Below are 23,332 nucleotides of genomic sequence, written 5' to 3'. Positions count from 1 at the left end.
GGCTCGGTGCGAGTCGCAAGGGAAATTGGCGGCAAAGAGGCCTGGGCGGGCAGGGGAAATGGGCAGGCAAGGCAGAGCTGGGCGGCCCCGCTTGACTGGCGGCCCCGCTTGACGGGGCCCCCACTTGACGGGCGCAGCTGCCACCAACAGGGCCGCCCCCCGGGCGTGATGCGCCAGGTGGCGTTTCATTAACGCCTGGAGAATCAACCACATGCCCAAAATCTGTGCAATGCGCCCGCCGCGCCGCGCCGGCTTCTGGCGGCGAAATTGCATAATTTCCTGGCTATCGCCCGGGCGGCAGGCGTTTTTCCTGTGTTAGCGCTGTCATTCCGGTTGGATGCGGCTCTTGTGACTTGGGCGTTGCAATGCGCTGCGGCATTTGCTTACGTCAGAGGCAAGAGAGCAGCCAGGCTGCCAATAAATATCAGGGAGACTTGCGTGACCTCAGTTTCGGGTAACAACGCCTTCGTCGCTTTCGAGCATGTTCAGAAAAGCTATGATGGCGTCTCGCTGGTGGTCAAAGACCTGAATCTCAACATTGCCGAGGGTGAGTTTCTGACCATGCTTGGGCCGTCGGGCTCTGGCAAAACCACCTGTCTGATGATGCTGGCCGGGTTTGAAACTGCAACCCATGGTGAGATCCGCCTGGATGGTCGCCCGATCAATCAGGTGCCGCCGCATAAGCGTGGCATCGGCATGGTCTTCCAGAATTACGCGCTTTTCCCGCATATGACGGTGGGTGAGAACCTTTCCTTCCCACTTGAAGTGCGCGGCATGGGCAAGGATGAGCGCGAGACCCGCATCAAACGCGCCCTTGATATGGTGCAGATGGGCGCTTTCGCCAACCGTCGCCCGGCGCAGCTGTCAGGCGGGCAGCAGCAGCGGATCGCGCTGGCGCGGGCGCTGGTGTTCGATCCGAAACTGGTCCTGATGGATGAGCCGCTGGGCGCTTTGGATAAGCAGCTGCGCGAACATATGCAGTTTGAAATCAAGCGGTTGCATGAAAGCCTTGGCATCACGGTCGTCTATGTGACCCATGATCAGGGCGAGGCGCTGACCATGTCTGACCGCGTCGCCGTCTTTAATGACGGCCGCATCCAGCAGCTTGCGCCGCCCGCCGATCTTTATGAACGGCCCGAAAACAGTTTTGTCGCGCAGTTCATCGGCGAGAACAACAAACTGCCCGGCACTGTCGAAGAGATCGCTGAGGGCAAGGCGCTGGTCCGGCTGGAAACGGGCGAGCTGATCGATGCAACGCCCGTCAATGTCTCGGCCAAAGGGCAAAAGACCCTGGTCTCGATCCGCCCGGAACGGATCGAGTTCAAGCCCGAGCTGATGCCCGCAGGGGCGCATGGCCTTGATGCTGAGGTGCTGGAGGTGATCTATATGGGTGACATCCTGCGCACCCGGATGCGGGTCGCGGGCAGCGATGATTTCGTGCTGAAATGCCGCAATACGCTGGGCCAGACCCGGCTGAACCCGGGCGAAAAGATCCGCATCGGCTGGCATCCGCAGGATGCACGCGCATTGGACGCGATTTGACCGGCGGCGCCCGCGGGCGGGCCACAGCCCTGCCCGTACCTCAGGCTGCGGGCCAGGGCAGCGCGCGACGATAATTCGGGCCTTTAAAGCGGGCGTTCAGATCCGCATCCGGCCCAGCCATTTCCCCGCATTACGGGGTTGAACCAACCAACACGGGAGACTGAAATGAAGAAATTGCTCGTCCTCTCCACCGCGCTTGGCGGCTTTGCGCTGCCTGCAATGGCGCAGGAAATCACCGTTATGGGTTGGGGCGGCGCCTATACCCACAGCCAGACAGAGGCCTATCTGAAGCCTTTCGCTGCGCAAAGCGGCATCAAGGTGAACTCGGTCGATGCCGACAATCCGGCCACGCCGATCAAGGCGCAGGTCGATGCGGGCAATGTCACCATCGACGTGGCCTCGGTCGAGATCGCGGATGCGGTGCGTCTTTGCGACGAAGGCCTGATCATCCCGATCGACGCCGCCGCGCTGCCTGCGGGCGCTGATGGCACGGCCGCGACCGATGACTTTATCGCCGGCACCCTGACCGAATGTATGATCCCGACCGATATCTTCTCGACCGTCGTGGCCTATGATGCCTCGAAATTCCCCGAAGGTGCGGGCCCGACCACGATTGCCGATTTCTTCGATCTTGAGAAATTCCCCGGCAAGCGCGGCGTGAAAAAAGGCGCCAAAGCAACGCTGGAAATGGCGCTGATGGCCGACGGCGTGCCCGCAGCTGACGTCTATGCCCTGCTGGAAACCCCCGAGGGCCAGGACCGCGCCTTCGCCAAACTGGACACCATCAAGAAAGATGCGGTGTTCTGGGAAGCAGGCGCACAGCCGCCGCAGCTGCTGGCGGATGGCGAAGTCACCATGACCATGGGCTGGAACGGCCGGATCTACAACGCCGCGGTGGCCGAGAACAAACCCTTCAAGATCATCTGGGACGGCCAGGTCTTTGAATGGGAAGGCTATGTGATCCCGAAAGGGGCCCCGAATGAGGCGGCCGCGCTTGATTTCGTGAAATTCGCCACCTCGTCCGAGCCGCTGGCCAAGGCCGCCGAATATATCTCTTACGGCCCGCCCCGTAAGTCCTCTGCACCGCTGGTTGGCAATGTGTTCGGAACCGATGTGCCGATGTCGCCGAACCTGCCGACCTCGCCTGAGAACATGACCAATGCGCTTGGTTCTGATCTCGATTTCTGGGTCGACCGCGACACCGAACTGGGCGAGCGCTACAACGCATGGCTGGTCTCTAACTGAAGCTTTCCCTGGCCACGGAGGCGAACTCCGTGGCCATTTCCCACAGGTAAAGGTGCCATTGTGAGCGCAGCGTTTGTAACGGATCTTGCAACCCGGTTCAGGGCTACCCTGTTCGCAGCCAGCCTGCTGGGGGCATCCGCGCTTAGCGCGCTTGTTGCCCAGACTGGCCCTGCAGCCGCCGATGAGGTGACTGTCTTTGAGGCGGGCGACGCCGCGATGAACAAGGCGATCGAAGATGCGAAGAAAAGCCTGCCGGGCTTTTTGCAGCGTGCCGCCGCCGCTGATCTGTCGGGCAGCGACTATATGGTGAAATGGGCGCATCCGACCGAATGGGGCGACACAGAGGTTGAGCATATCTGGGTCGGCGTCGAGCGGATCGAGGGCGACACCGTCCTTGGCCGTTTTGCCAATCAGCCGCAGGGATTCACCGGAGAGATGGGCGATATCGCCGTGGTTCCGGTGGCGCAGATCAGCGACTGGATGCTTTACCGCGAGGATGGCTCGGTCGAGGGCAGCTATACGACCCGGGTGATGCTGGCGCAGATGAGTGAGGCCGAGCGGGCCGAGATCGGCGTCACATTCGCGCCGCTGCCCGAAGAGTAAAGAGACTGCAAAGCCTGGCCAGGCTTTGGTGGCCTTATGCCGACTGGGGCCCCAGGCGGCCCGTAGCGACAGATGACTGCGCCGCTTTGGGCGCGGCAAGACCGAATGACAGCATCCCCGCAGCTTCATGCGGGGGGTGGTCGGGGCCCAGGGCGCACAAGGCCAGGATCGCCGTGACGACCGCATGAATACCTGAGGAACAAGCATGGCAGAGACGACCGCCCCCCTTACCACCGCAGATGGCCGCCCGCTGAAGGCGGCGCTGGCCAAAGCGCAGTCGCGGGCAAAGCGGCGGGCTTTCCTGCTGGTGCTGCCGCTTTTGCTGTTCATTCTGCTGACCTTTGCAATTCCGATTGGCCAGATGCTGCAACGCTCGGTCTATCATGACGGCTTCTCGAAAACCTCGCCCAATCTGGCGGCCTGGTTCGATGCAAACCCGCAGGGTACCGCCCCCGATGAGGCGGCCTATGCCGCGCTTGCCGCCGATCTGGTGCTGATGAAGGAGAACCGTCTGGCTGGCGAGGCCGGAACGCGGATCAATTATTCGGTGCCGGGCACGCGCTCGCTTTTCACCGCATCGGCGCGAAATGCCGATGATCTGACCCCGCCTTTCAAAGAGGCGCTGCTGGCCGCAGACCGCAAATGGGGCGAGCCGCTGATCTGGGTCGCCATGCGCGAGGCAGCCTCGCCCTGGACCACCGATTTCTATCTGACGGGGCTGGATATGCAGCGCTCGGCCGATGGCGGGGTGGAAAAAGTGGCCGAGACGAACCGGGTCTATCTCTGGCTCTACGTCAAGACATTCCTTTTGTCGGCGGTGATTACCGGGATCTGTCTGCTGCTGGCCTTCCCGGTCGCGCATATGCTGGCGACGCTGCCGATGGCGAAGGCCAATCTGCTGATGATCCTGGTGCTGCTGCCGTTCTGGACCTCGCTTCTGGTGCGGACCACCTCATGGATTGTGCTGTTGCAGGGGCAGGGTGTGGTGAATTCGGTGCTGGTCTCGCTGGGGATCATCGACGAATCCGGCCGGCTGGCGATGATCTACAATCAGACCGGCACCATTATCGTGATGGTGCATATTCTGCTGCCCTTCATGGTGCTGCCGCTTTACTCGGTGATGCGGGTGATCCCGCCCAGCTATGCCCGCGCCGCGCGCTCGCTGGGGGCCACGTCCTGGACCACCTTCCGCCGCATCTACCTGCCGCAAACGCTGCCGGGGATCGGGGCAGGGGTGCTGTTGGTGTTCATCCTGGCGGTCGGCTATTACATCACGCCAGCGCTGGTTGGGGGCGCCGATGGGCAGCTTTTCTCGAACCAGATCCAGTTCCATATGACCAAATCAAACTGGAGCCAGGCGGCGGCGCTGGCGGCGATGCTGCTGGCGGGCGTGCTGGTGCTTTACTGGCTTTATGATCGCCTGATCGGCATCGACAAGCTGAAACTCGGCTGAGAAGGAGATAAAGAGACATGGCCCTTCCGTCCTATGCCGACCCGCTTGAGCGTATCTGGTATTACACCTACCTGGTGATCTGCACGCTGATCTTCATCTTCCTGATCGCGCCGATCCTGGTGATCATCCCGCTTTCCTTCAACGCCGAACCCTATTTCACCTTCACCAGCAAAATGCTGACGCTGGATCCAGAGGGCTACAGCCTGCGCTGGTATAACGAGCTGGTGACCAAGGGCATGCAGTCCGAGGGGGGCGGCTGGTCAGACATGTGGGCCAATGCGGTCTGGGTGAAGGCTGCGAAAAACTCGGTGATCATCGGGTTCTGGGCGACGATCCTGTCAACGGTGCTGGGCACGCTGGCAGCCCTTGGTCTGTCGCGCCCCGAGATGCCCTACAGGCGGCTGATCATGGCCATTCTGATCTCGCCGATGATCGTGCCGATCATCATCGTGGCGACGGGGATGTTCTTCTTCTACTCGAACCCCTGCGGCGTGATTGGCATCACCTGCGGCAGCGAGGCGCAGCCCTGGCGGCTGACCTCGACCTATACCGGGGTGATTATGGCGCATGCGGCGCTTGGCATTCCCTTTGTGATCATCACGGTGACGGCGACGCTTTCGGGCTTTGATCAGTCGCTGATCCGGGCCTCGGCCAGCCTTGGCGCCAACCCGCGCACTACCTTTTTCAAGGTGATCATGCCGCTGATCCTGCCGGGGGTGATCTCGGGCGCGCTCTTCGCCTTTGTCACCTCATTTGATGAGGTGGTAGCGGTTCTGTTCATCGCCGGGCCAGAGCAGCAAACGATCCCGCGGCAGATGTGGAACGGGATCCGTGAGGCAATCAGCCCGGCAATCCTGGCGGTTGCGACAATCCTTGTGGTGATCTCAATCGCCTTGCTGACCACGCTTGAGGTTTTGCGGCGACGCTCTGACCGTCTGCGCGGGGTGACGGGGCGCTGAAAGCGCCCCCGATTTCCTTCAGGAAATCGGTCCGGAGTTTTGCAAAACTCCGGGGTTGCGCTTCATGGCAGCAGTTGCAACCAGATCCAGACTGACAGGATTGAAAAGGCGGTGCCAAAAAGCACCGCCGATGCATTGACCCGTTTGGCCACCCCATACATATGCGCGAACATATAGGCATTCGCCCCGGGCGCCATGGCCGCGGTCAGAACCAGAGAGCGCAGAGCCGCATCACTGACCCCGAAAATGCCGCGACCGATGCTCCAGGCCAGCGCCGGATGTATCACCAGCGAGGTCACACAGACCATCACAATCGCCCAGCGATCCCCCTCGGGGCGATAGCGCCAAAGCACGCCGCCCAGACCGAAAAGGGCCGCAGGCAGGGCCGCCATGGCCAGCATATTCACCCCTGACCATACCGGGCCGGGCAGGCCGATCCCGCTCAGATTAACGACAAAGCCGATGATGATCCCCACCACCAGCGGCTGATGCAATATCGCATTGGCGATCTTGCGCAAAAGCCGTGGCAGCGAGATACCCTGATCGCGCGACTTCGCCCATTCCATCAGCGAGATCCCCAGCCCGTAGAACAGCGGCGAGTGGATCGAGATGATGGCGAAGTTACCCGCCAGCGCCTCTGGCCCATAGGCGCGCTCGGTGATTGGCAGGCCCAGCAGCAGCGAGTTGGAGAACATTCCGGCAAATCCGATGGCGATGGCATCGGTCAGCGGCCTTTGAAACAGCCAGAGCGCCCCTGAAAAGCAGATCGCAAAACCCGCAAAAGCGGCAATGTAGAAAGACAGCATCAGCCCCGGATCATAGGCCGCCGAAAGATCCAGCTCTGCCACACCACGAAACAGCACGCAGGGCAGGGCATAGCTTTGCGCGAATTTCATCAGCCCATCGACATGGCTTTCGCTGAAGCCGCCAAAGCGGGCCGCCAGCCAGCCACAGCCGATCAGCAGGAAAACCGGCAGGATAACGTCGAGTAAGGCGGACATGGGCGCAGGCTCGCTTTGGCCAGAGAGGGTGTTTTCCGGGGCCTTCAGCTGCCGGAGGGATACTCGATCACCATCCCATCAAAGGCGGGGCGGATATGGGGCGGCAGCGTGGTTAAGAGGCTGTCGTAATCCATATCGAGGTGCATATTGGTCAGCACCGCGCGGCTGGGACGCGCGCGGGCGATCCAGTCCAGCGTCATTGCCAGATGGGCATGGGTTGGGTGCGGCTGATGGCGTAGCGCATCGACCACCCAGCAATCCAGACCCTCAAGCAGCGGCCAGGTTGCCTCGGGCAGCGAGACGGCGTCGGGCAGATAGGCCAGCGGCCCGATCCGAAAGCCAAGCGCGTCGATTGTGCCGTGCCCGGCGGTGAAGGGGGTGAAATCAAGCCTGCCCCCGGCACCGTCAATCGTCACCGTGCCTTTGATGCTGTTCATCTCAAGGATCGGTGGATAGGCGCTGTCGGCGGGCTGCACGAAGGCATAGCCAAAGCGCGAGATCAGCGCCTCCTGGGTGGGACCATCGGCCCAGACCGGCAGGCGGCGCTGCATATTCAGGACCACCTGGCGCAGATCATCCAGGCCATGGACGTGATCGGCATGCGAATGGGTGTAGATCACCGCATCAAGGCTGCCGACACCTGCATCCAGCAGCTGCTCACGCAGGTCGGGGCCGGTGTCAATCAGCACGCGGGTGGTGCCCGCATCTCCCACCCGTTCGACCAGCATCGAGCAGCGGCGGCGGCGGTTTTTCGGCTGCGCCGGATCGCAATCGCCCCAGAAACCACCGATGCGCGGCACACCGCCCGATGAGCCACAGCCAAGGATCGTGAAACGCAGGGTGCTCATGCTGTCCTCTGCGCGTCGATGGCGGGTAAGGCAAGGCGGGCCTTTGGGAAAAGGCGGTCGAAATTTGCGCTGGTCAGCTCGGCGAAGGCGGCCTCTGACAGGCCGTAAAGGGAGGCGCCGACTTTGGCGGTATGGGCGACATAGGCGGGCTCATTGCGTTTGCCGCGGAAGGGGGGCGGGGCCAGGTAGGGGCTGTCGGTCTCAACCAGGATACGATCTGGCGGCGCGGCGGCAAAGATGTCGCGGATCTCCTGGCTTTTGGGGAAGGCCGCGATCCCCGACATCGAGAGGTAGAAACCCAGCTCAAGCGCCGCCTGCGCCAGCCTCGGGCCTGAGGAAAAGCAATGCATCACGCAGCTATAGGGGGCGATCTTCATGCCCTCGGTCAGGATGTCTTCCATATCCTGGTCGGCGGCGCGGGCATGGATGATCAGCGGCAGGCCGGTTTCTTGCGCGGCCTCAATATGGATGCGCAGGCTTTTGATCTGCGCCTCACGCGTGGCGGGGGTGTAGTGGTAATCAAGCCCGGTCTCGCCCAGGCCCACGAATTTCGGATGCTGGCTGAGGGCCGCCAGCTCCGCCACCGAAATTTCGGGCTCTTCGGTCACATGCAGCGGGTGAACGCCGTATGTGTAGAAGACGCCCGGATGCGCCTCAGCCAGGCCCTGGCAGATCGGCAGCCGCGCGATGCGGGTGCAGATCGTCACCATCCGCGTCACCCCCGCCGCCGCCGCCCGGGCGATCAGATCATCGGTCTGGCCCTCAAAATCGGGGAAGTCCAGGTGGCAGTGGCTGTCAACCAGAGCAGGGCGAGAGGTCAGGTCGCTGGTCATCATCTATCCGGGGATCAGTGTTCCCGCCGTGGCATCCGTCCGAAGCAGGATATCCATAAGAAGCGCGGCGGGGTCAAGGTTAACGGCCTTGCCGCGCCGGGCGCGCAAGGTCAGGCTTTGCGCCAGTTCGGCCCAGGGGCGGGCCGAGGCGTGATCGGGGGCGAGCCGCGCGAAAAGCGCCGCCTCGCCATTCGCGGCCTCGGGTGGCGTCTCGCGCCGGGCGGCGGCGCGGGCAAGGCGCGAGAGAAGCTGCTCGATCTGGGTCAGGATCAGATCGAAACGCTCACCCTGGCCGCGTGCCCCGGCGGCCTCACAAAGGGCCAGCGCCCGGGGGCGGTCAAGGCGCGGCATGCCTGCGAAAAGATTGACCAGCATCTGATAGGTCTGCAGCCCTTCAAGATTGGTCAGCCGGAAGGCCTCACCGGCCGATCCGCCCGCAAGCTCGGTCAGGGCGATGATGTCCTCGGGCGCCACAGCTCCCCCGGCCTGGGTCAGCGCGTCAGAGAGCGCCTCAGGGGGCAGCGTCTGCAGCCGCAATTCGCGGCAGCGCGAGCGGATGGTCGGCAAAAGCCGCGCGGGCTGATGCGAGATCAGCAGGAAAAACGTCTGCGGCGGTGGCTCTTCCAGCAGTTTCAAAAGCGCGTTGGCGGCGTTGGGGTTCATCTCATCGACGGAATCGACAATCGCCACCCGTCGGCCGCCGTCGGCTGCGGAAAGTGAAAAGAAGCTTTTCATCCGTCGCACTTCATCGACGGTGATCACCTGGGAAATCGCATTGCGCTTTTCATTCGGCGCACGGCGCAGAAGAAAAAGGCGCGGCTCCGCCAGGGCCCGCATCCGCCGCGCGGTGGGGCTTTCTGGATCGGTGTCGAGGCTGCTGGGCGGCTCTGGTGCGCCGAAAAGCCCGCCATCGGCATCGGGGGTGGTCAGCAGGAAACGGGCGATCTTCCAGGCAAGGGTGGCTTTGCCCACCCCCTTTGGCCCGGTCAGCATCCAGGCGTGATGCGGGCGGCCCTGATTCCAGGCCTCAAGAAAACCGGCCTCGGCGCGGGCCTGACCGTAAAGCGCCCCGGTCTCACGCGGATGCGGAGCGCCCTCGCTGCGGTCGGGTTCGGGAAGATCAGAATCGTCAGCCATAAGCGGTCATCGCATGTGGGGGCGGGTGGGGGAAGGGGTGGCCCATGTCTTGCGTGGGTCTTTATGCGCCCGCCGGGCCCCGATGCGCAAGCCTTACGCCAGCGCGGTGGCGATGGTCTGGCGGATCGCGGCGGCGACCTGGTCGGGGGGGGCGGCCCCGTTGATCACGCGAAAGCGCTGGTGCTTTTTCGCCAGCGCCAGAAACCCCTCACGCACCCGGGTCTGAAAGCCAAGGCCCATATCCTCGAACCGCATCTCTGCGCCCTGTCGGGAGGTTGCGCGGGCAAGGCCCTCGGCGGGATCAAGATCGATCAGGAGCGTCAGATCCGGTTCGGTGCCGATCATCAGATCATGCAGGCGGTCGACGGTAGCGGTCAGATCACCGCGGGTCAGGCCCTGGAAAACCCGCGTTGAATCGGCAAAGCGGTCGCAGATCACCACATCACCCCGCGCCAGCGCCGGGCGGATGGTCTTTTCCAGATGGTCGCGCCGCGCGGCGGTGAACAGCAGGATCTCGGTCTCGGCTGACCAGCGATCAGCCGTGCCCTCCAGCACGAGGCGGCGGATTTCCTCGGCCCCGGGCGATCCGCCAGGCTCGCGCGTCAGGGTGACAGAGCGGCCCTCGGCGCGCAAAGCCTCAGCCAGGCGGCGGGCCTGGGTGCTTTTGCCGGATCCGTCGATCCCTTCAAATGAGAGGAAAAGTCCCGCCAAACCCGCCTCAGCTGGCCTGAGCGGCATCACCCGCAACATAGGTTTTCCACAAAATCCCCGAGGTGACCGAAAGGCGGCGCATGAAACCGGCCTTTTGCACCGGGGTCTCGGCGACCAGCGGCACGCGGTGTTCGGGCAGGCCGGGGATGCGCAGGATCAGCTCGGCCAGTTGCTGGCCCGCCTCGATGGGGGCGGGGATCGGGCCTTTGTAGACCACATTGGCGTCAATCGCGGTCTGGCCCATGGTCGGCAGCAAAAGCGTCAGGTCTTTCGCCGGGGTCAGGCCAACCGTTGCAGCCTCGCCCATGAAAACCTCGGCCTCGGCGACGCGGATGCCCTGGCGAACCACGGTTTTCGCGGCAAACTGGCGGAATGCCCAGTTCACGATTGCCTCTGATTCCTGGGCGCGGGCCGCATCCGAGGGAAGGCCGGTGATCACGAAAACCACCCGCCGCCCGTCATTTTTCACCGCAGAGCCGACAAGGCCGTAGCCCGCCTCTTCGGTATGGCCGGTTTTCAGACCATCGGCCTGCCAGTCGCCGCCCTTGATGCGCAGCAGCGGATTGCGGTTCTCACTGTTTGAGGGGACGCGGTCTTTATAGACAAAGCCGGTCATGCCAAACATCGGATAATATTCAGGAAACTCCTCGATCAGCCGCACGGCCAGGATGCCCAGATCCTGCACGCTCATGCGGTGGTCGGGATTGGGCCAGCCCGAGGCATTGGCGAATGTCGAATTCGCCATGCCCAGCTCATGGGCGCGTTCGGTCATCAGCCGTGCGAAAGCCTCTTCGGTCCCGGCCATGCCCTCGGCCACCACCACACAGGCATCATTGCCGGAATTGATGATGATCCCGTGCAGCAGTTCCTCAATCGTCGGGCGGTCGCCCGGTTTGACGAACATCTTCGAGCCGCCCATCTTCCAGGCCTTCTCTGAGACCGAGAAGGTATCCGTCAGCTGCATCCGGCCCGATTTCAGCGCCTCGAACATCATATTGATGGTCATCAGCTTGGACATAGAGGCCGGTGGCAGCGCCTCGGTCGCGTTTTTGTCCAGCAAAACGGTGTGGGTCGTCACGTCATAGACCCAGGCGGCACGGGCCTGGGTCTCAAAGGCCTGAGCCGGGGCCAGCGTCATCACAACCAGCGCAAAGCCGAGTTTCAGGCGGGCGGAAATCCGTCTCAGAACCATCGTCACTTTCCTATTTCATCATATAGGCATCGGCAAAGCCGGCCGATTTGATCTTCTTCAGGGTGGCGGCGTCACCTTTGGTAAAGACCGACCAGTAATCTTTGCCCTGCGAGCTTTCCTTGCGCACCTGGGCGCTGACACCGGCCTTGGACAGCTGGCTCTGGGCGCGGGTGGCATTGGCCTCTTGCGAGAAGAAGCCGATCTGGATCGAGCGCCCGGACGGGGCGGCGGGTTTTGCAGCTGGGCTGGCGGGGGCCGCAGGGGCCGTGGTGGCGATTGCTGCAACCGCCGGGGCGGTGGCTGCGGCGGCCGGCTGGCCAGAGGGGGCCGCTGCGGCGGCCTGGGCATTGGCTGCAGCCTGGGCTTTTGCCTGCGCCTTTGCGGCGGCCTCGGCCTCTCGTGCCTCACGGCGCAGCTGGCGTTTGGTCTTTTTCGGTGCGTTTGCGTCAGGTGCGGCCGCCGCCGCTGTGGCGGTCGCAGCAGCGCCTGCCGCTGCGGGCTTGCCTTTGGCATCGGCTGTTGCACCGGCTGCAGGCGTGTCGAGCGCGGTTGTGCTGACGGCCGCCGCTACGCCTGCACCTGCGCCTGCTGCGGCAGGGGCCGCGGCCAGGGCCTCATTGCTGTCCAGCACCGGGGTTTCTGGTGTGGCCTCGGGGGCCTCTTCGCGGCGCAATGCGGTGACCGAAAGCTTGCCCGGCGCGCCTGCCAGCAGGCCAAGCGCCTCGGCTGCATCCGAAGAGATCTGCAGCTTCGGGCCGGGATTGTCGCGCTCGCGCCGGAACAGCGCCCCGATCACGAATTTGCCGTTCGCCTGGTTGCGCATGATCACGCGCTCAGGGTCGGTGGCATCGGGCGAGGCCACCCAGACACCGCCCAGCGAGGGGCGGCCATCCCAAAGCGCGTCCTCGGTGACCTGAAACACTTGGGGTGCCTCGACATCGCGGTCGACAATCCGGGTAGAGCGACGGGTCTGCGCGGCTGCCTTGCCTGCGGCGGCATCGCTGGCTGCAGCCCCGGAAGGCGAAGAGGCGAATGGCCCGGTGCCGGGCTCACATCCCGCGAGGGCGAGCGCCGCAACACCGGCCAGCAGCATCGCGCTGACGCGGCCTGCCCCGGTGCGGCCCGTCGCAGTGCGGCCTGTCGCAGTGCGGTGTGATGCGACAGCTGCATCCGTGCGCCGCTTGTCCTGACCTGCGCCGACCGCTGCGACCGCCGCAGGATCCCTGAACGCTGAATAGCCGGGGGCGGGCACAGAACCCATTTCGACCGGCTGATCACCTCTGCTCATTTCCGCCCTCATTCACGCCATTCACGGTCTGTTTGCCGCGTTATAAAACTGTTTCCAGGGCCTGCAGCTGATCTGTCCCGCCCGCATCCGGGCATATGATCTGCCGGGGCCGCGCCTGAATTACGCTGAACCCGTGGCCTGATCTGGGAATTGTCGCGCTGTACTGCCTGCCTTTTCTTGCCGCCACTATAGTCAGAATGCGCAACTATGGAAAGGCCCGTGACAGATTGTTGCTTCACGATCGGCGGAGCGAAGCAACCCGCCCGCCCGAGGGGCAGGGTGCCGCTGACGGCCCTGCCGCAGGACGAGGGACGATGGGGGACGATGGGGGAAATGGATGGAACTTGCCCTTTTGCATCCATCGATTTGCATCTACCGAAATTTCTGATCTGTCGGGGCGGGCAGCATGGCCGCCAGGGCATATGTGCTGCCCTCTCTCTGGTTGTAGCGCCCGCCCGATCAGGAGGTATCGGTGAAGCCCGGCCCTGTTTCGTGCAGACATTTTGACCGCAGCACCATTTCAACGAAAAGCCCCGCGGGCTGGAAAGCACCGCGGGGCAATGGTCTCAGATCAGGCGGAAACCGTTATTCGCGGTTGCCGAGGAATTGCAGCAGGAACATGAACAGGTTGATGAAGTCCAGGTAAAGGTTCAGCGCGCCCATGATGGCGGCCTTGCCCAGCCACTCCTGGTCACCTGCCACCGCATGCTGGATGTAGGTGTTCTTGATGTTTTGCGTGTCATAGGCGGTCAGGCCTGCGAAGATCAGCACGCCGATCACCGGGATTGCGAAAGCAAGACCCTCGGATTGCAGGAACATATTCACCACCATGGCGACGATCAGGCCAACAAGACCCATCATCAGGAAGGTGCCCATGCCCGACAGATCGCGCTTGGTCACATAGCCGTAAAGCGACAGCGACAGGAAGGCGATCGAGGTCACGAGGAAGGTCGATGCGATCGAACCGCCGGTGAAAACGATGAAGATCCACGACAGCGACAGGCCCATGGCTGCTGCATAGACGTAGAAGAACAGCTGTGCCGCTGCGACCGACAGGCGGTTGATCAGCGCGCCAAAGGCGAAAACCATCACCAGCGGCAGGAACATCAGCACCCAACGCAGCGGCGAGGCGTAAAGCGTTTCGCCAAGGCTGGTCAGATAGACGCCATTGCGCAGACCTGCGACGGCCTGCGACGGATCGGTGGTGGTGGTCAGGCCGGCGATGCCCCAGGCAACAGCCGCAGTAATCAGCATTGCCACGGACATAAGCCCGTAGACCTTGTTCATATGGGCGCGAAGCCCCTCGTCGATCTGAGCGCGGGCGCCAACGCCTACGCCGCCGACCGTATCATATTGAGCCATAATAAGCCTCCGATGTTGTCCCTAAGGGCAACGCCGGGGGGTCCGGCGCACCTTACTGCCCGAATATCGGAAAGCTGGCACGAAATTTCAAGGATTTCCGGGCAGATTTCACGTTAAAATCCGCGTTATGGTAGCAAATGCATTGCATTTTTTCGGCTATCCATCGTTGCGGCCTGGCTTTGGCTACCTTTGGTTGTCCGGGGCTTTTGGCGGCCGCCCGCCTCAGATGCCAGCCTTCAGATGCCAGATCTCAGGTCTCAGGTCTCAGGTCTCAGGTCTCAGGTCTCAGGCACCAGGCCTCAGGCGCAAAGCCGCGCCAGAGAAAAGCCGCGCAGAGAGGGGCGTGTCGATACGCGCGTGGTTGTGCGCGTCCTTGTGCCCAGGTGAATCCGTGCTGTCGTGCTTTGATCCTAAAGGTGGATTTGTGGTCCTGCCGGGGTTCGACGCGCGTTTTGTCTGCCGCGCTGGCTGCACAGCTGTGAGCTCAGCTTTGCCGCCAATGCGCAGGCGGATCCCAGATCTGGCGTGCAGCTTCTGCCTCGGCGATTTCCCGGCTGAGGCCGATATCGTGCAGGCTGTCATCGCTTAGTCTGCGCAGCTTTTTGCGGCTGCGCTGCAATGCAATCAGCATCGAGAATTTTGCCGCAAGCCGCCGCAAAGAAAGCTGCCGTCGCAGGCCGTGCCATAGCCTGGCGGGGAAAAGGGCAGAGCGGGTAAACATCGCAACTCTCCTGTGGGTGTATCTCAAAAAATGATGCGTTTCCTTGTGATCATCACGTTGTCTGATGCCACGCTTGATGTCTGATGCATAAACCTGCATAATGGAAATGAATGATTGTCGGGAAATACATCAGGATTTGTGATATGCTGCGAAACCTCGATCTGACCGCCCTGCGGTCTTTTGTGATGGTCGCCGAGTTGGGCGGCGTCACGCGGGCGGCGGGCAGTCTTTTTCTGACGCAATCGGCGGTCTCGATGCAGATCCGGCGGCTGGAAGAAGCGCTTGATCTGCAGCTGTTTTTGCGGGCCGGGCGCAAGATGCTGCTTTCCCCTGAGGGCGAGATGCTCCTGTCTTACGGCCGCCGCATGCTTGAGCTGAACGACGAGGCCCTGTCGCGGCTGGGCCATGGGCAATATGAGGGAGAGATCCGGCTGGGCGTTCCCTATGACATTGTCTATCCGGCGATTCCGCCGATCCTGAAACGGCTGAGCCAGAATTACCCGCTGATGCGGATCAACCTTGTCTCTTCATATACGCTGCATCTGAAAGAGTATTTCGAGGCGGGAAAGCTGGATCTGATGCTGACCACCGAAGAGCGGCCCGACCCAGAGGCCGAGGTGCTGCATGAACGTCAGCTGCTGTGGATCGGGGCGGTTGAGGGCAGCGCCTGGCAGCGCCGGCCGCTGCGGCTTGGGTTCAAGCAAAGCTGCCTGTTCCGGCCTCTGGCGCAGGCGGCGCTGGATCAGGCGGGCATCCCCTGGGAGATGGCGGTCGATGGCGACAGCGAGCAGGTGATCGAGGCCTCGGTCGCGGCCGATCTGGCTGTAACCGTGCGGATCGGTGGTGGGCTGCCAGATGGCACCCAGCCGATCAGCGGTGAGAACACGCTGCCGCAGCTGGGCCGCACGAGGATTGCGCTTTATACCGCCGAGGGTTTCGCTTCGCCGCGCGTCAGTGAGGTCGGGGCGATGCTGATCTCCGAGCTGCGTGCGGCTTATGGCGCGGCTTCGGCCTGACCGGGACTGCCAGGCTCATAGCCCCGCAGTTTCCGGCGCAAGCAGCACCAGCTTGCCGGTCGCCCGGCGGCTGCGAATGGTTTCCAGTCCCTCGGGCAGGCGCTCAAAGGGCAGCTTTTCCGAGATCAGCGGCTGGATCCGGCCCTCTTGCCACCAGTTCAGCAACTGGGTCAGGCTGTCTTGCAGCTCTTGCGGGGCGAAATCGGCATAGCCGCCATACCAGAAGCCGATCACGGTGATATTGCGCACCAGCAGCTGGTTCAGCGGCACCTGAGGCACATCCCCGCCCGCAAAGCCAATGGCCAGCATCCGCCCGCCGGGGCGCGTGGCCCGCATGGCGGCGTCGAAACCCGGGCCGCCGACCGTGTCATAGGTCACATCAATGCCGCCCAGCTCGCGCAGCACGGATTTCAGATCGGGCGTCTCGCTGTCGATCACCAGATCTGCCCCGGCCGCCCGGGCGATCGCGGCCTTTTCAGCGCCGCGCACCGAGGCGATCACCCGTGCCCCCAGCAGGCGCCCGATGGCAACCGCAGTCAGCCCGACCCCGCCAGCCGCGCCGGTGACGAACAGTGTCTCGCCCGGTTGCAGCCGTGCCTTGCCCGCCAGCGCCAGATGCGAGGTGCCCCAGGCGATCTGCAGGCCGGCGGCGACCGGGTAATCCATCCCGTCCGGCAGCGGGACCAGGGCCGGGACCGGCACCCGCACATATTCGGCAAAGGCCCCGGCAGAGACCAGCGCCGCAACCCGGCTGCCCGGGGGCGGCCCCTGGGTTTCAGGCCCAAGCGAGACCAGCTCGCCCGCCAGCTCCAGCCCGCCGGTCAGGGGCAGGGGGTGGCGCAGCTGATAGCGGCCCTGGTTCATCAGCAGATCGGCAAAATTCAGCCCTGCGGCGAACATGCGCACCAGCGCCTCGCCTTTTGCGGGGGTGGGGGCGGGGATGTCACAAAGGGCGATTGGGGTGCCTGTTGCCAGGGTCTGCCAGGCTTTCATCGGAACCCCTGAAATTTGACGGATATGTTGCGCGACACAGTTCCCGCTCAAGAACAGGAAAGCAAATGATTTTCCGCGGCCATGGGGGGAAATATGCGGGGGCAGGGGCTGGCAGGCCGAAGCGGCGCAGGGCTGGCGTCCGGCGCGGGCATCTGTCATAGCCCGCATTCTCAATATGAGAATAATATCGAAATGATGTTCAAAATGAAAGTATCGCATGAGGCGAGTGGCAATTCACCCCGGACACCTAAGGGTGGATGGGGCCAGGCTGGCCGGATTGATCGCTTGCCCGGCCAATTCAACCTGACAATTATGGCAGGTTTCCTGGTTAACGGATCAATCAGGAAAAAATCTGCGAAAGTCTTTGGTCGTGGCATGCTTTATGCTTATAGTAATTTCAGGGAGCCCATATAAAGGGTGTCCACTTCACAGGTTTTGGTTACTGGTAGAAGTTGTACGGAGTAGAGAATGAAGCACCCTGTTGATGCCCATGTTGGCAAGCGAATCCGTCATCGCCGCTGGATGGTTGGGATGACCCAACAGCAACTTGCCGATAAGGTTGGAATCAAATTTCAACAAATTCAGAAGTATGAAACCGGGATGAACCGCGTCAGCGCATCGCGGCTTTGGGACATTGCCGATGCGCTTGGCGTGCAGATCTCGTTCTTCTTTGAAGGGCTGGCTGAGGGCGATATCCCGCATAATGGTCAGGCAGATATGATGGCCGATAAAGAGGCGCTGGAGCTGGTTCGCTCTTACTACTCGATTCCCGAGGCGCAGCGTCGCAGGCTTTTTGACCTGGCCCGCGTGCTTTCGGCGGCCTGATCTGACGTTCTGATTTCGACGTATCGGTGAGGTGACGGCCTGCCGATGCCGGGTGTTTTGATCCCGTTGCATCGGTGGACGATGCCAAATCCGTTTGGGGGCAATGGAAAAGGGCGGTCCGGATGGGCCGCCCTTTTTCTTTATGACATCGCCTTTGTGGGACCGTCTTTCTGGCACAGCCTATATGGCACGGTCTTTCCGGCGGTGTCGGCCAGAGACGCGCTGCTGCGTGACGGTCTGGCCAGGATTGGTTTGGCCGGGATTGGTCTGGCGGGCATCCGCCCGGGGGCCCGCAATGCGGACCCGCCAGGGCGGTCTGACCTGCTCAGCGCGCGCGCAGATCCAGATAGTCGCGCTTGCCCGGGCCGACGTAAAGCTGGCGCGGCCGGCCGATCTTGCCGGTCGGATCCGAGATCATCTCTTTCCACTGCGAGATCCAGCCCACGGTGCGCGAAATCGCAAAGATCGGGGTGAACATCGAGGTCGGGAAGCCCATCGCCTCGAGGATGATGCCCGAATAGAAGTCGACGTTCGGGTAAAGCTTTTTCGAGACGAAATATTCGTCTTCCAGCGCGATCCGCTCCAGCTCTTTGGCGACCTGCAGCAGCGGGTTGTTGTGAACGCCCAGAAGCTCCAGCACCTCGTCAGCCGATTCCTTCATCACCTTGGCGCGCGGGTCGAAGTTCTTATAGACCCGGTGGCCAAAGCCCATCAGGCGGAAGCCCGAGTTCTTGTCTTTCGCCTTGGCGATGAATTCCGGGATCCGGTCAACGGTGCCGATTTCCTTCAGCATTTCCAGGCAGGCCTGGTTCGCGCCACCATGGGCCGGGCCCCAGAGGCAGGCGATGCCGGCGGCGATACAGGCGAAGGGATTGGCGCCCGAAGAGCCCGCCAGACGCACGGTCGAGGTCGAGGCGTTCTGCTCATGATCGGCGTGCAGCATCATGATCCGGTCCATCGCTTTTTCGAGGATCGGATTGACGACATACTCCTCAGCCGGGACCGAGAAGCACATATGCAGGAAGTTCCCGGCATAAGAGAGCGAGTTCTTCGGATAAACAAACGGCTGACCGATCGAGTATTTATAGGCCATGGCGGCAATGGTCGGCAGTTTGGCGATCATGCGGATCGAGGCGACCTCACGGTGCCATTCATCCGTGATATCCAGGCTGTCGTGGTAGAAAGCAGACATTGCGCCGACCACGCCGACCATGGTCGCCATCGGGTGGGCATCGCGGCGGAAGCCACGGAAGAAGTTCGTCATCTGCTCGTGCACCATCGTGTGACGGGTCACGCGGGTGTTGAAATCGGCCAGCTGGTCTGCGGTGGGCAGCTCGCCATACATCAGCAGGAAACAGGTCTCGAGATGGGTCGATTTCTCGGCCAGCTGCTCGATCGGATAGCCACGATAGAGCAGCTCGCCCTTGTCGCCGTCGATATAGGTGATGGCGCTTTCGCAGGACGCGGTCGAGGTGAAACCGGGGTCATAGGTGAAAACATCGGCCTGGCCGTAAAGCTTGCGAATGTCCAGGACATCCGGGCCCAGCACCGGCTTCAGCACCGGCAGGTCGAAATCCTTACCGTCCAGCGTCAGCGTCGCTTTTCTGTCAGTCATACCTAATCCCCCGTATGGCAGGCCGCCCGCATCGGCGTGGCGGCCTCATGGCTTCTGATGCGCCTTGTGGCGCTGACGGGGCTCGGGGGGGTGGGTGCAGGCTTACGCTGCGGCCTCCGAGAGCCTCGCAATGGTTTCGTCCCGACCGATGACCAGCATCATGTCAAAGACCGAAGGAGTCGCGGCCCGTCCTGCCAATGCGGCCCGGAGAGGGCTGGCCAGCTTGCCGAATCCGATCCCGTTATCGGCGGCGGCCTGGTTCAGAATGGGCTCAAGCGCCTCCTTCGTCCAGCTAACATTTTGCAGCTGCGGCGTCAATGATTTCAGTATACCACGGGATACCGCATCAAGGCTTGCCGCCGCTTTCTCTTCCGCCACCACCGGGCGCGAGATCAGCGCAAAGTGAGCCTTTTCAAGCAGTTCCGGCAGGGTTTTCGCACGGTCCTTCACGCAATACATCGCCTTTAGCAAAAGCGCAGACTGCCCTTGCGTCAGCGCAGGCTTCTCTGCGGCCTGCAGATAGGCGGTGATCTCATGCAGCAGTGCGGCATCATCCGCCATGGCGATATGATGCCCGCAGGTGTTTTCCAACTTCTTAAAATCCAGCCGGGCAGGCGCACGCCCGATTCCCTTCAGATCAAAGACCTCCATCGCCTCGGCGCTGGTGAAGATCTCCATATCGCCATGCGCCCAGCCCAGACGGGTCAGATAGTTGCGCATGCCCGATGCCGGGTAGCCCATGGCCTGATATTCTTCGAGGCCCGTCGCGCCATGGCGCTTGGACAGCTTTTTCCCGTCCGGCCCGTGGATCAGCGGGATATGCGCCCAGACAGGCACCGTCCAGCCCATCGCATCATAGACCATCTGCTGACGGGCCGCGTTGACCAAGTGGTCATCGCCCCGGATCACATGGGTCACGCCCATATCATGATCATCCACCACCACCGCCAGCATATAGGTAGGCGTGCCATCGGAACGTAACACGATCATGTCGTCGAGCGTGTCGTTTTTGATCACCACATCGCCCTGGACCTGATCGGTGATCACCGTCTCGCCCTCGCGCGGGGCCTTCATGCGGATGGCAAAGGGCGCATCGGGGAAGGTCGCCGGATCAGCGTCGCGCCAGGGCGAGTGAAAGACCGGATAGCTGACGCCACGGGCCTTTTCCGCCTCTTTGAAGGCGGCGATTTCTTCCTGCGTCGAGAAGCACTTATAGGCGGTGCCACGGGCCAGCATCTCACGCGCGACCTCGGCATGGCGGTCTTTTTGTTCAAACTGGCTGACGACATCGCCGTCCCAGTCCAGACCCAGCCAGGTCAGACCCTGCAAAATGGCCGCCGTCGCCTCGGGGGTGGAACGCTCGCGGTCGGTATCCTCGATGCGCAGCAGGAATTTGCCGCCCCGGCCACGGGCATAAAGCCAGTTGAACAGCGCCGTCCGGGCCCCGCCGATATGCAGATAGCCGGTGGGCGAGGGCGCGAAACGGGTGACGACGGGCAGGGTGGTGGAGGCGGCGGGCATGATCGAATTAACCTTTCGGAAACCATAACGGGCAAGAATGTCCCGAAACAGCGCAGGGATCTGGAACAGTCGCGGCAGATGCCTTCACGACCTGGATCGCGAGGACGGGCGATTTCACCGCGCATTTATCCGTGCAGAGAGGGGAAGGGCAAGGTGGCTGACGAGATTGCTGCCACCGCAGAGGTGGCAGAGCCGTTCGGAGAGGCGCCGCCCCGGGCCGGGTGGCAGCGCTGGTCTGACGCGGCCCTGCTTTGGGCGTTAAGGCTGTGGCGCCTGGGGATCATCGGCCCGCTGATCGCGCTGGAAGAGGCGCGGGGCCATATCTTCGCGCTGGCGGTGGGGCTTTTTGGCACTGGCATCGGGATCTGGTTCGCGCTTGGCTCAGAGCCTGGCCTGCCGCTTTACGGGATGATTTTCGGGCTGATGCTGCTGGCCGGGATCGGGCAGATCAGCCTGCCGTATCCCTGGCGGCCCTGTGCCGCCGGGCTGCTGGCACTGTCGCTGGGCTTTCTGCTGGCAGGCCTCCGGGCGCATCTGCAGGACGCGCCTGTCTTAGGCTTTCGCTATTACGGCGCGGTAGAGGGGCGGGTGGTCGAGATCGACAATTCCGCCTCTGACGCGTTGAGGATCACGCTGGATCAGGTGGTGCTGGAGCGGATGGATCCGGCGAAAACGCCCCTGCGCGTGCGCGTCTCGCTGCATGGAAATGCAATAGGCCATCCCCCCGCGCCGGGCGAGCGGGTGATGATGACCGCGCATCTGTCGCCCCCCGAAGGCCCGGCCGAGCCTGGCGGTTTTGATTTCCGCCGCATGGCCTATTTCGCGCAGCTGGGCGGCGTGGGCTATAGCCGCACGCCGGTTGTGCTGATTGAGCCGCCCGAGCCGGGTGAAGAGTGGATCGGGCGGCTGCGCGCCTGGTTTTCCGCCGGGATCCGCGCCCATATTCCGGGTGAGGCGGGGGCTTTTGCCTCGGGCGCGATGACCGGCGACCGCTCTGGCATCAGCCAGGCGACGGTTGAGGCGCTGCGCGATTCGTCATTGGCGCATATTCTGGCGATCTCGGGGATGAACCTTGTCTGCCTTACCGCTTTCGTCTTTGCGCTGATCCGGGGCGGCATTGCCTGCATCCCCTGGCTGGCGCTGCGGGTGAATGCGAAAAAGATCGCGGCCCTGGTCTCGATCTTCGTGGCCTGGTTCTATCTGCAGCTCTCGGGCGCGAATGTGGCGACCGAGCGGGCCTTTGTTATGACATTGGTGATGCTGCTGGCGATCCTGTTCAATCGCCGGGCGATGACGATCCGCACGGCGGCGATTGCGGGTTTCGTGATGCTGGCGCTGAAACCCGAAAGCCTGCTGGCGCCTGGGTTTCAGATGTCGATGGCGGCGACGGTGGCGCTGATCGCAGGCTTTCAGGCGCTGGATGCGCGGATGCAGCGCGGCAGCCTTTCGCGGATATCGGTGGTGGTGATTACGGTCGTGGCCAGCTCGCTGATCGGCGGGCTGGCGACCGCGCCCTATGCGGCGGCGCATTTCAACCGCTTTGCCGATTACGGGCTGGTGGCCAATATCCTGACTGCGCCTGCGATGGGGGTGGCGATCATGCCGATGGGGGTGCTGGCCTTTTTGCTGGCCCCGGTCGGGCTTCAGGCGCTGCCACTTTGGGTGATGGGCAAGGCCTCGGAATGGATCCTGCTGGTCGCCTACCGCGTGGCCGAGATGGAGGGCTCGGTCACCGCGATCCCCGCGCCGCATTGGCTGGCGCTGCCTTTGATCACCCTGGGCGGGCTGTGGCTGATCGCCTGGCCTGGGCGGGCGCGGCTGGCGGGGGCACTGGTGATAGTGCTGGGCCTGGTGGCCTGGCCCTTTGCCGCGCGCCCGGTGCTGCTCATCGCGTCAGATGGGCGGCTGGTTGGGCTGATGGGGTCTGAGGGCAGGGCGCTTTCAGGGCCAACGGCGGGCGGTTTTTCCGCCTCGAACTGGTTGGAGGCCGATGGCGATCTGGCCCCCCAGGCCGAGGCCGCAAAGCGGCCGGGCTTTGACGGGCCTGCCGCCCTGCGCAGCTTTCAGCTGCTGGGGATGCAGGGGGTGGTTCTGACAGGAAAGCGGGGCATTGCGCAGCTGGATACCGCCTGCAGGCAATATGACCTGGTGATCCTGGCGGCGCGGGCCGAAAACATCCCCGCAAATTGCCCGCTGATTGACCAGAAAACCCTGCGAGAGACCGGGGCGATTGCGGTATTCCCGCTGCCAGAAGCCGAGCCAGCAGCGGCACATCCGCGCTATCTTCTGCGGCCTGCCAGGCCTGACCGGATCTGGAGTGGCGGGGCGGGCGATCTGACTGATCTGCGCAAGCGCCTGCCCGAAAAGATTTTTGAAATTCGCTAAGAAATCTTTGGGGACAGCGCGCCGCCCCAGGCCTTTGCGACAGCGATTACCTCAGATGATCCTTTGTTATCGCACAGAAATC

At 62.9% G+C, this 23,332-nt stretch carries 20 protein-coding genes; 8 read left to right on the top strand and 12 right to left on the bottom strand.

Features of this window, described 5'->3' with window-relative positions; genetic code table 11:
- The first annotated feature begins 438 nt into the window (after window positions 1–438).
- From HOY34_RS00540 to HOY34_RS00520, 5 genes are all read left to right on the top strand, one after another.
- Window positions 439–1,542, top strand: a complete 1,104-nt coding sequence (locus HOY34_RS00540; RefSeq protein WP_172359366.1) for an ABC transporter ATP-binding protein — start codon at window positions 439–441, stop codon at window positions 1,540–1,542.
- 165 nt (window positions 1,543–1,707) lie between these two features.
- Complete coding sequence (locus tag HOY34_RS00535) at window positions 1,708–2,787, top strand: ABC transporter substrate-binding protein (RefSeq protein ID WP_172359365.1); 1,080 nt, start codon at window positions 1,708–1,710, stop codon at window positions 2,785–2,787.
- 60 nt (window positions 2,788–2,847) lie between these two features.
- On the top strand, window positions 2,848–3,390 hold the full coding sequence (locus HOY34_RS00530; protein WP_172359364.1) for a DUF2314 domain-containing protein: 543 nt from the start codon (window positions 2,848–2,850) through the stop codon (window positions 3,388–3,390).
- A 205-nt stretch (window positions 3,391–3,595) separates the two neighbouring features.
- Window positions 3,596–4,843: an ABC transporter permease gene (locus tag HOY34_RS00525; RefSeq protein ID WP_172359363.1), complete on the top strand. Its 1,248-nt coding sequence runs from the start codon at window positions 3,596–3,598 to the stop codon at window positions 4,841–4,843.
- A gap of 17 nt (window positions 4,844–4,860) precedes the next feature.
- Window positions 4,861–5,802, top strand: a complete 942-nt coding sequence (locus HOY34_RS00520; protein ID WP_172359362.1) for an ABC transporter permease — start codon at window positions 4,861–4,863, stop codon at window positions 5,800–5,802.
- 62 nt (window positions 5,803–5,864) lie between these two features.
- Here HOY34_RS00520 and HOY34_RS00515 read toward each other — a convergent pair whose 3' ends face one another.
- The 9 genes from HOY34_RS00515 to HOY34_RS00475 all read right to left on the bottom strand — a co-directional run bounded on the left by HOY34_RS00515 (window position 5,865) and on the right by HOY34_RS00475 (window position 14,895).
- A complete protein-coding gene (locus HOY34_RS00515) occupies window positions 5,865–6,803 on the bottom strand; it encodes an AEC family transporter (RefSeq protein WP_172359361.1) in 939 nt (312 codons plus the stop codon).
- A 44-nt stretch (window positions 6,804–6,847) separates the two neighbouring features.
- Window positions 6,848–7,651, bottom strand: coding sequence for an MBL fold metallo-hydrolase (locus tag HOY34_RS00510; RefSeq protein WP_172359360.1), 804 nt, complete (start codon window positions 7,649–7,651; stop codon window positions 6,848–6,850).
- Window positions 7,648–8,484 carry a TatD family hydrolase gene (locus HOY34_RS00505; RefSeq protein WP_172359359.1) on the bottom strand — a complete coding sequence of 279 codons (837 nt, stop codon included), beginning with the start codon at window positions 8,482–8,484 and terminating at the stop codon, window positions 7,648–7,650. The genes HOY34_RS00510 and HOY34_RS00505 overlap by 4 nt, the downstream gene beginning before the upstream one ends.
- 3 nt (window positions 8,485–8,487) lie before the next feature.
- A complete protein-coding gene (locus HOY34_RS00500; RefSeq protein WP_172359358.1) occupies window positions 8,488–9,621 on the bottom strand; it encodes a DNA polymerase III subunit delta' in 1,134 nt (377 codons plus the stop codon).
- Between the two features lie 93 nt (window positions 9,622–9,714).
- The gene (gene tmk, locus HOY34_RS00495; protein ID WP_172359357.1) at window positions 9,715–10,359 is read right to left on the bottom strand and encodes a dTMP kinase; all 645 of its coding nucleotides are present in this window, start codon (window positions 10,357–10,359) and stop codon (window positions 9,715–9,717) included.
- Complete coding sequence (locus HOY34_RS00490) at window positions 10,340–11,524, bottom strand: D-alanyl-D-alanine carboxypeptidase family protein (protein ID WP_172359356.1); 1,185 nt, start codon at window positions 11,522–11,524, stop codon at window positions 10,340–10,342. Before HOY34_RS00490 ends, tmk begins: the two co-directional genes overlap by 20 nt.
- A 10-nt stretch (window positions 11,525–11,534) precedes the next feature.
- Window positions 11,535–12,812, bottom strand: a complete 1,278-nt coding sequence (locus HOY34_RS00485; protein WP_253944105.1) for an SPOR domain-containing protein — start codon at window positions 12,810–12,812, stop codon at window positions 11,535–11,537.
- A 585-nt stretch (window positions 12,813–13,397) separates the two neighbouring features.
- Entirely contained in the window at window positions 13,398–14,174 is a 777-nt protein-coding gene (locus HOY34_RS00480; protein ID WP_172359355.1) for a Bax inhibitor-1/YccA family protein, read from the bottom strand.
- A 484-nt stretch (window positions 14,175–14,658) separates the two neighbouring features.
- The gene (locus HOY34_RS00475; protein ID WP_172359354.1) at window positions 14,659–14,895 is read right to left on the bottom strand and encodes a DUF1127 domain-containing protein; all 237 of its coding nucleotides are present in this window, start codon (window positions 14,893–14,895) and stop codon (window positions 14,659–14,661) included.
- A 143-nt stretch (window positions 14,896–15,038) separates the two neighbouring features.
- Between HOY34_RS00475 and HOY34_RS00470 the strand changes: the two genes are divergently transcribed.
- The gene (locus HOY34_RS00470) at window positions 15,039–15,911 is read left to right on the top strand and encodes a LysR family transcriptional regulator (protein WP_172359353.1); all 873 of its coding nucleotides are present in this window, start codon (window positions 15,039–15,041) and stop codon (window positions 15,909–15,911) included.
- 15 nt (window positions 15,912–15,926) lie between these two features.
- On the opposite strand, the gene HOY34_RS00465 is transcribed toward HOY34_RS00470, so the two are convergent.
- A complete protein-coding gene (locus HOY34_RS00465; RefSeq protein ID WP_172359352.1) occupies window positions 15,927–16,904 on the bottom strand; it encodes an NADPH:quinone oxidoreductase family protein in 978 nt (325 codons plus the stop codon).
- 468 nt (window positions 16,905–17,372) lie between these two features.
- Here HOY34_RS00465 and HOY34_RS00460 point away from each other — a divergent pair, with 468 nt between their 5' ends.
- A complete protein-coding gene (locus tag HOY34_RS00460) occupies window positions 17,373–17,729 on the top strand; it encodes a helix-turn-helix domain-containing protein (protein ID WP_172359351.1) in 357 nt (118 codons plus the stop codon).
- A gap of 325 nt (window positions 17,730–18,054) precedes the next feature.
- On the opposite strand, the gene HOY34_RS00455 is transcribed toward HOY34_RS00460, so the two are convergent.
- On the bottom strand, window positions 18,055–19,344 hold the full coding sequence (locus tag HOY34_RS00455) for a citrate synthase (protein WP_172359350.1): 1,290 nt from the start codon (window positions 19,342–19,344) through the stop codon (window positions 18,055–18,057).
- Window positions 19,345–19,446: 102 nt separating this feature from the next.
- Window positions 19,447–20,865: a glutamate--tRNA ligase gene (gltX, locus tag HOY34_RS00450; protein ID WP_172359349.1), complete on the bottom strand. Its 1,419-nt coding sequence runs from the start codon at window positions 20,863–20,865 to the stop codon at window positions 19,447–19,449.
- A gap of 153 nt (window positions 20,866–21,018) precedes the next feature.
- Between gltX and HOY34_RS00445 the strand changes: the two genes are divergently transcribed.
- Window positions 21,019–23,250 carry a ComEC/Rec2 family competence protein gene (locus HOY34_RS00445; RefSeq protein WP_172359348.1) on the top strand — a complete coding sequence of 744 codons (2,232 nt, stop codon included), beginning with the start codon at window positions 21,019–21,021 and terminating at the stop codon, window positions 23,248–23,250.
- Window positions 23,251–23,332: the final 82 nt, after the last annotated feature.

Origin of the sequence: Pseudogemmobacter hezensis (assembly GCF_013155295.1) — a bacterium.
Classification (GTDB): Bacteria; Pseudomonadota; Alphaproteobacteria; order Rhodobacterales; family Rhodobacteraceae; genus Pseudogemmobacter; species Pseudogemmobacter hezensis.
Note: the sequence above shows the minus strand (reverse complement) of the source record. Positions and strands in the feature narration are given on the sequence as shown.

Bases quoted from the DNA above. Each gene is read 5' to 3' on its own strand.
- HOY34_RS00525 (WP_172359363.1), top strand. From the start codon at position 3,596: ATGGCAGAGACGACCGCCCCCCTTACCACCGCAGATGGCCGCCCGCTG.
- gltX (WP_172359349.1), bottom strand. From the start codon at position 20,865: ATGCCCGCCGCCTCCACCACCCTGCCCGTCGTCACCCGTTTCGCGCCC.
- HOY34_RS00505 (WP_172359359.1), bottom strand. From the start codon at position 8,484: ATGACCAGCGACCTGACCTCTCGCCCTGCTCTGGTTGACAGCCACTGC.
- HOY34_RS00510 (WP_172359360.1), bottom strand. From the start codon at position 7,651: ATGAGCACCCTGCGTTTCACGATCCTTGGCTGTGGCTCATCGGGCGGT.
- HOY34_RS00460 (WP_172359351.1), top strand. From the start codon at position 17,373: ATGAAGCACCCTGTTGATGCCCATGTTGGCAAGCGAATCCGTCATCGC.
- HOY34_RS00480 (WP_172359355.1), bottom strand. From the start codon at position 14,174: ATGGCTCAATATGATACGGTCGGCGGCGTAGGCGTTGGCGCCCGCGCT.
- HOY34_RS00500 (WP_172359358.1), bottom strand. From the start codon at position 9,621: ATGGCTGACGATTCTGATCTTCCCGAACCCGACCGCAGCGAGGGCGCT.
- HOY34_RS00455 (WP_172359350.1), bottom strand. From the start codon at position 19,344: ATGACTGACAGAAAAGCGACGCTGACGCTGGACGGTAAGGATTTCGAC.
- HOY34_RS00490 (WP_172359356.1), bottom strand. From the start codon at position 11,524: ATGGTTCTGAGACGGATTTCCGCCCGCCTGAAACTCGGCTTTGCGCTG.
- HOY34_RS00470 (WP_172359353.1), top strand. From the start codon at position 15,039: ATGCTGCGAAACCTCGATCTGACCGCCCTGCGGTCTTTTGTGATGGTC.
- HOY34_RS00520 (WP_172359362.1), top strand. From the start codon at position 4,861: ATGGCCCTTCCGTCCTATGCCGACCCGCTTGAGCGTATCTGGTATTAC.
- tmk (WP_172359357.1), bottom strand. From the start codon at position 10,359: ATGCCGCTCAGGCCAGCTGAGGCGGGTTTGGCGGGACTTTTCCTCTCA.
- HOY34_RS00535 (WP_172359365.1), top strand. From the start codon at position 1,708: ATGAAGAAATTGCTCGTCCTCTCCACCGCGCTTGGCGGCTTTGCGCTG.
- HOY34_RS00485 (WP_253944105.1), bottom strand. From the start codon at position 12,812: ATGAGCAGAGGTGATCAGCCGGTCGAAATGGGTTCTGTGCCCGCCCCC.
- HOY34_RS00515 (WP_172359361.1), bottom strand. From the start codon at position 6,803: ATGTCCGCCTTACTCGACGTTATCCTGCCGGTTTTCCTGCTGATCGGC.
- HOY34_RS00475 (WP_172359354.1), bottom strand. From the start codon at position 14,895: ATGTTTACCCGCTCTGCCCTTTTCCCCGCCAGGCTATGGCACGGCCTG.
- HOY34_RS00465 (WP_172359352.1), bottom strand. From the start codon at position 16,904: ATGAAAGCCTGGCAGACCCTGGCAACAGGCACCCCAATCGCCCTTTGT.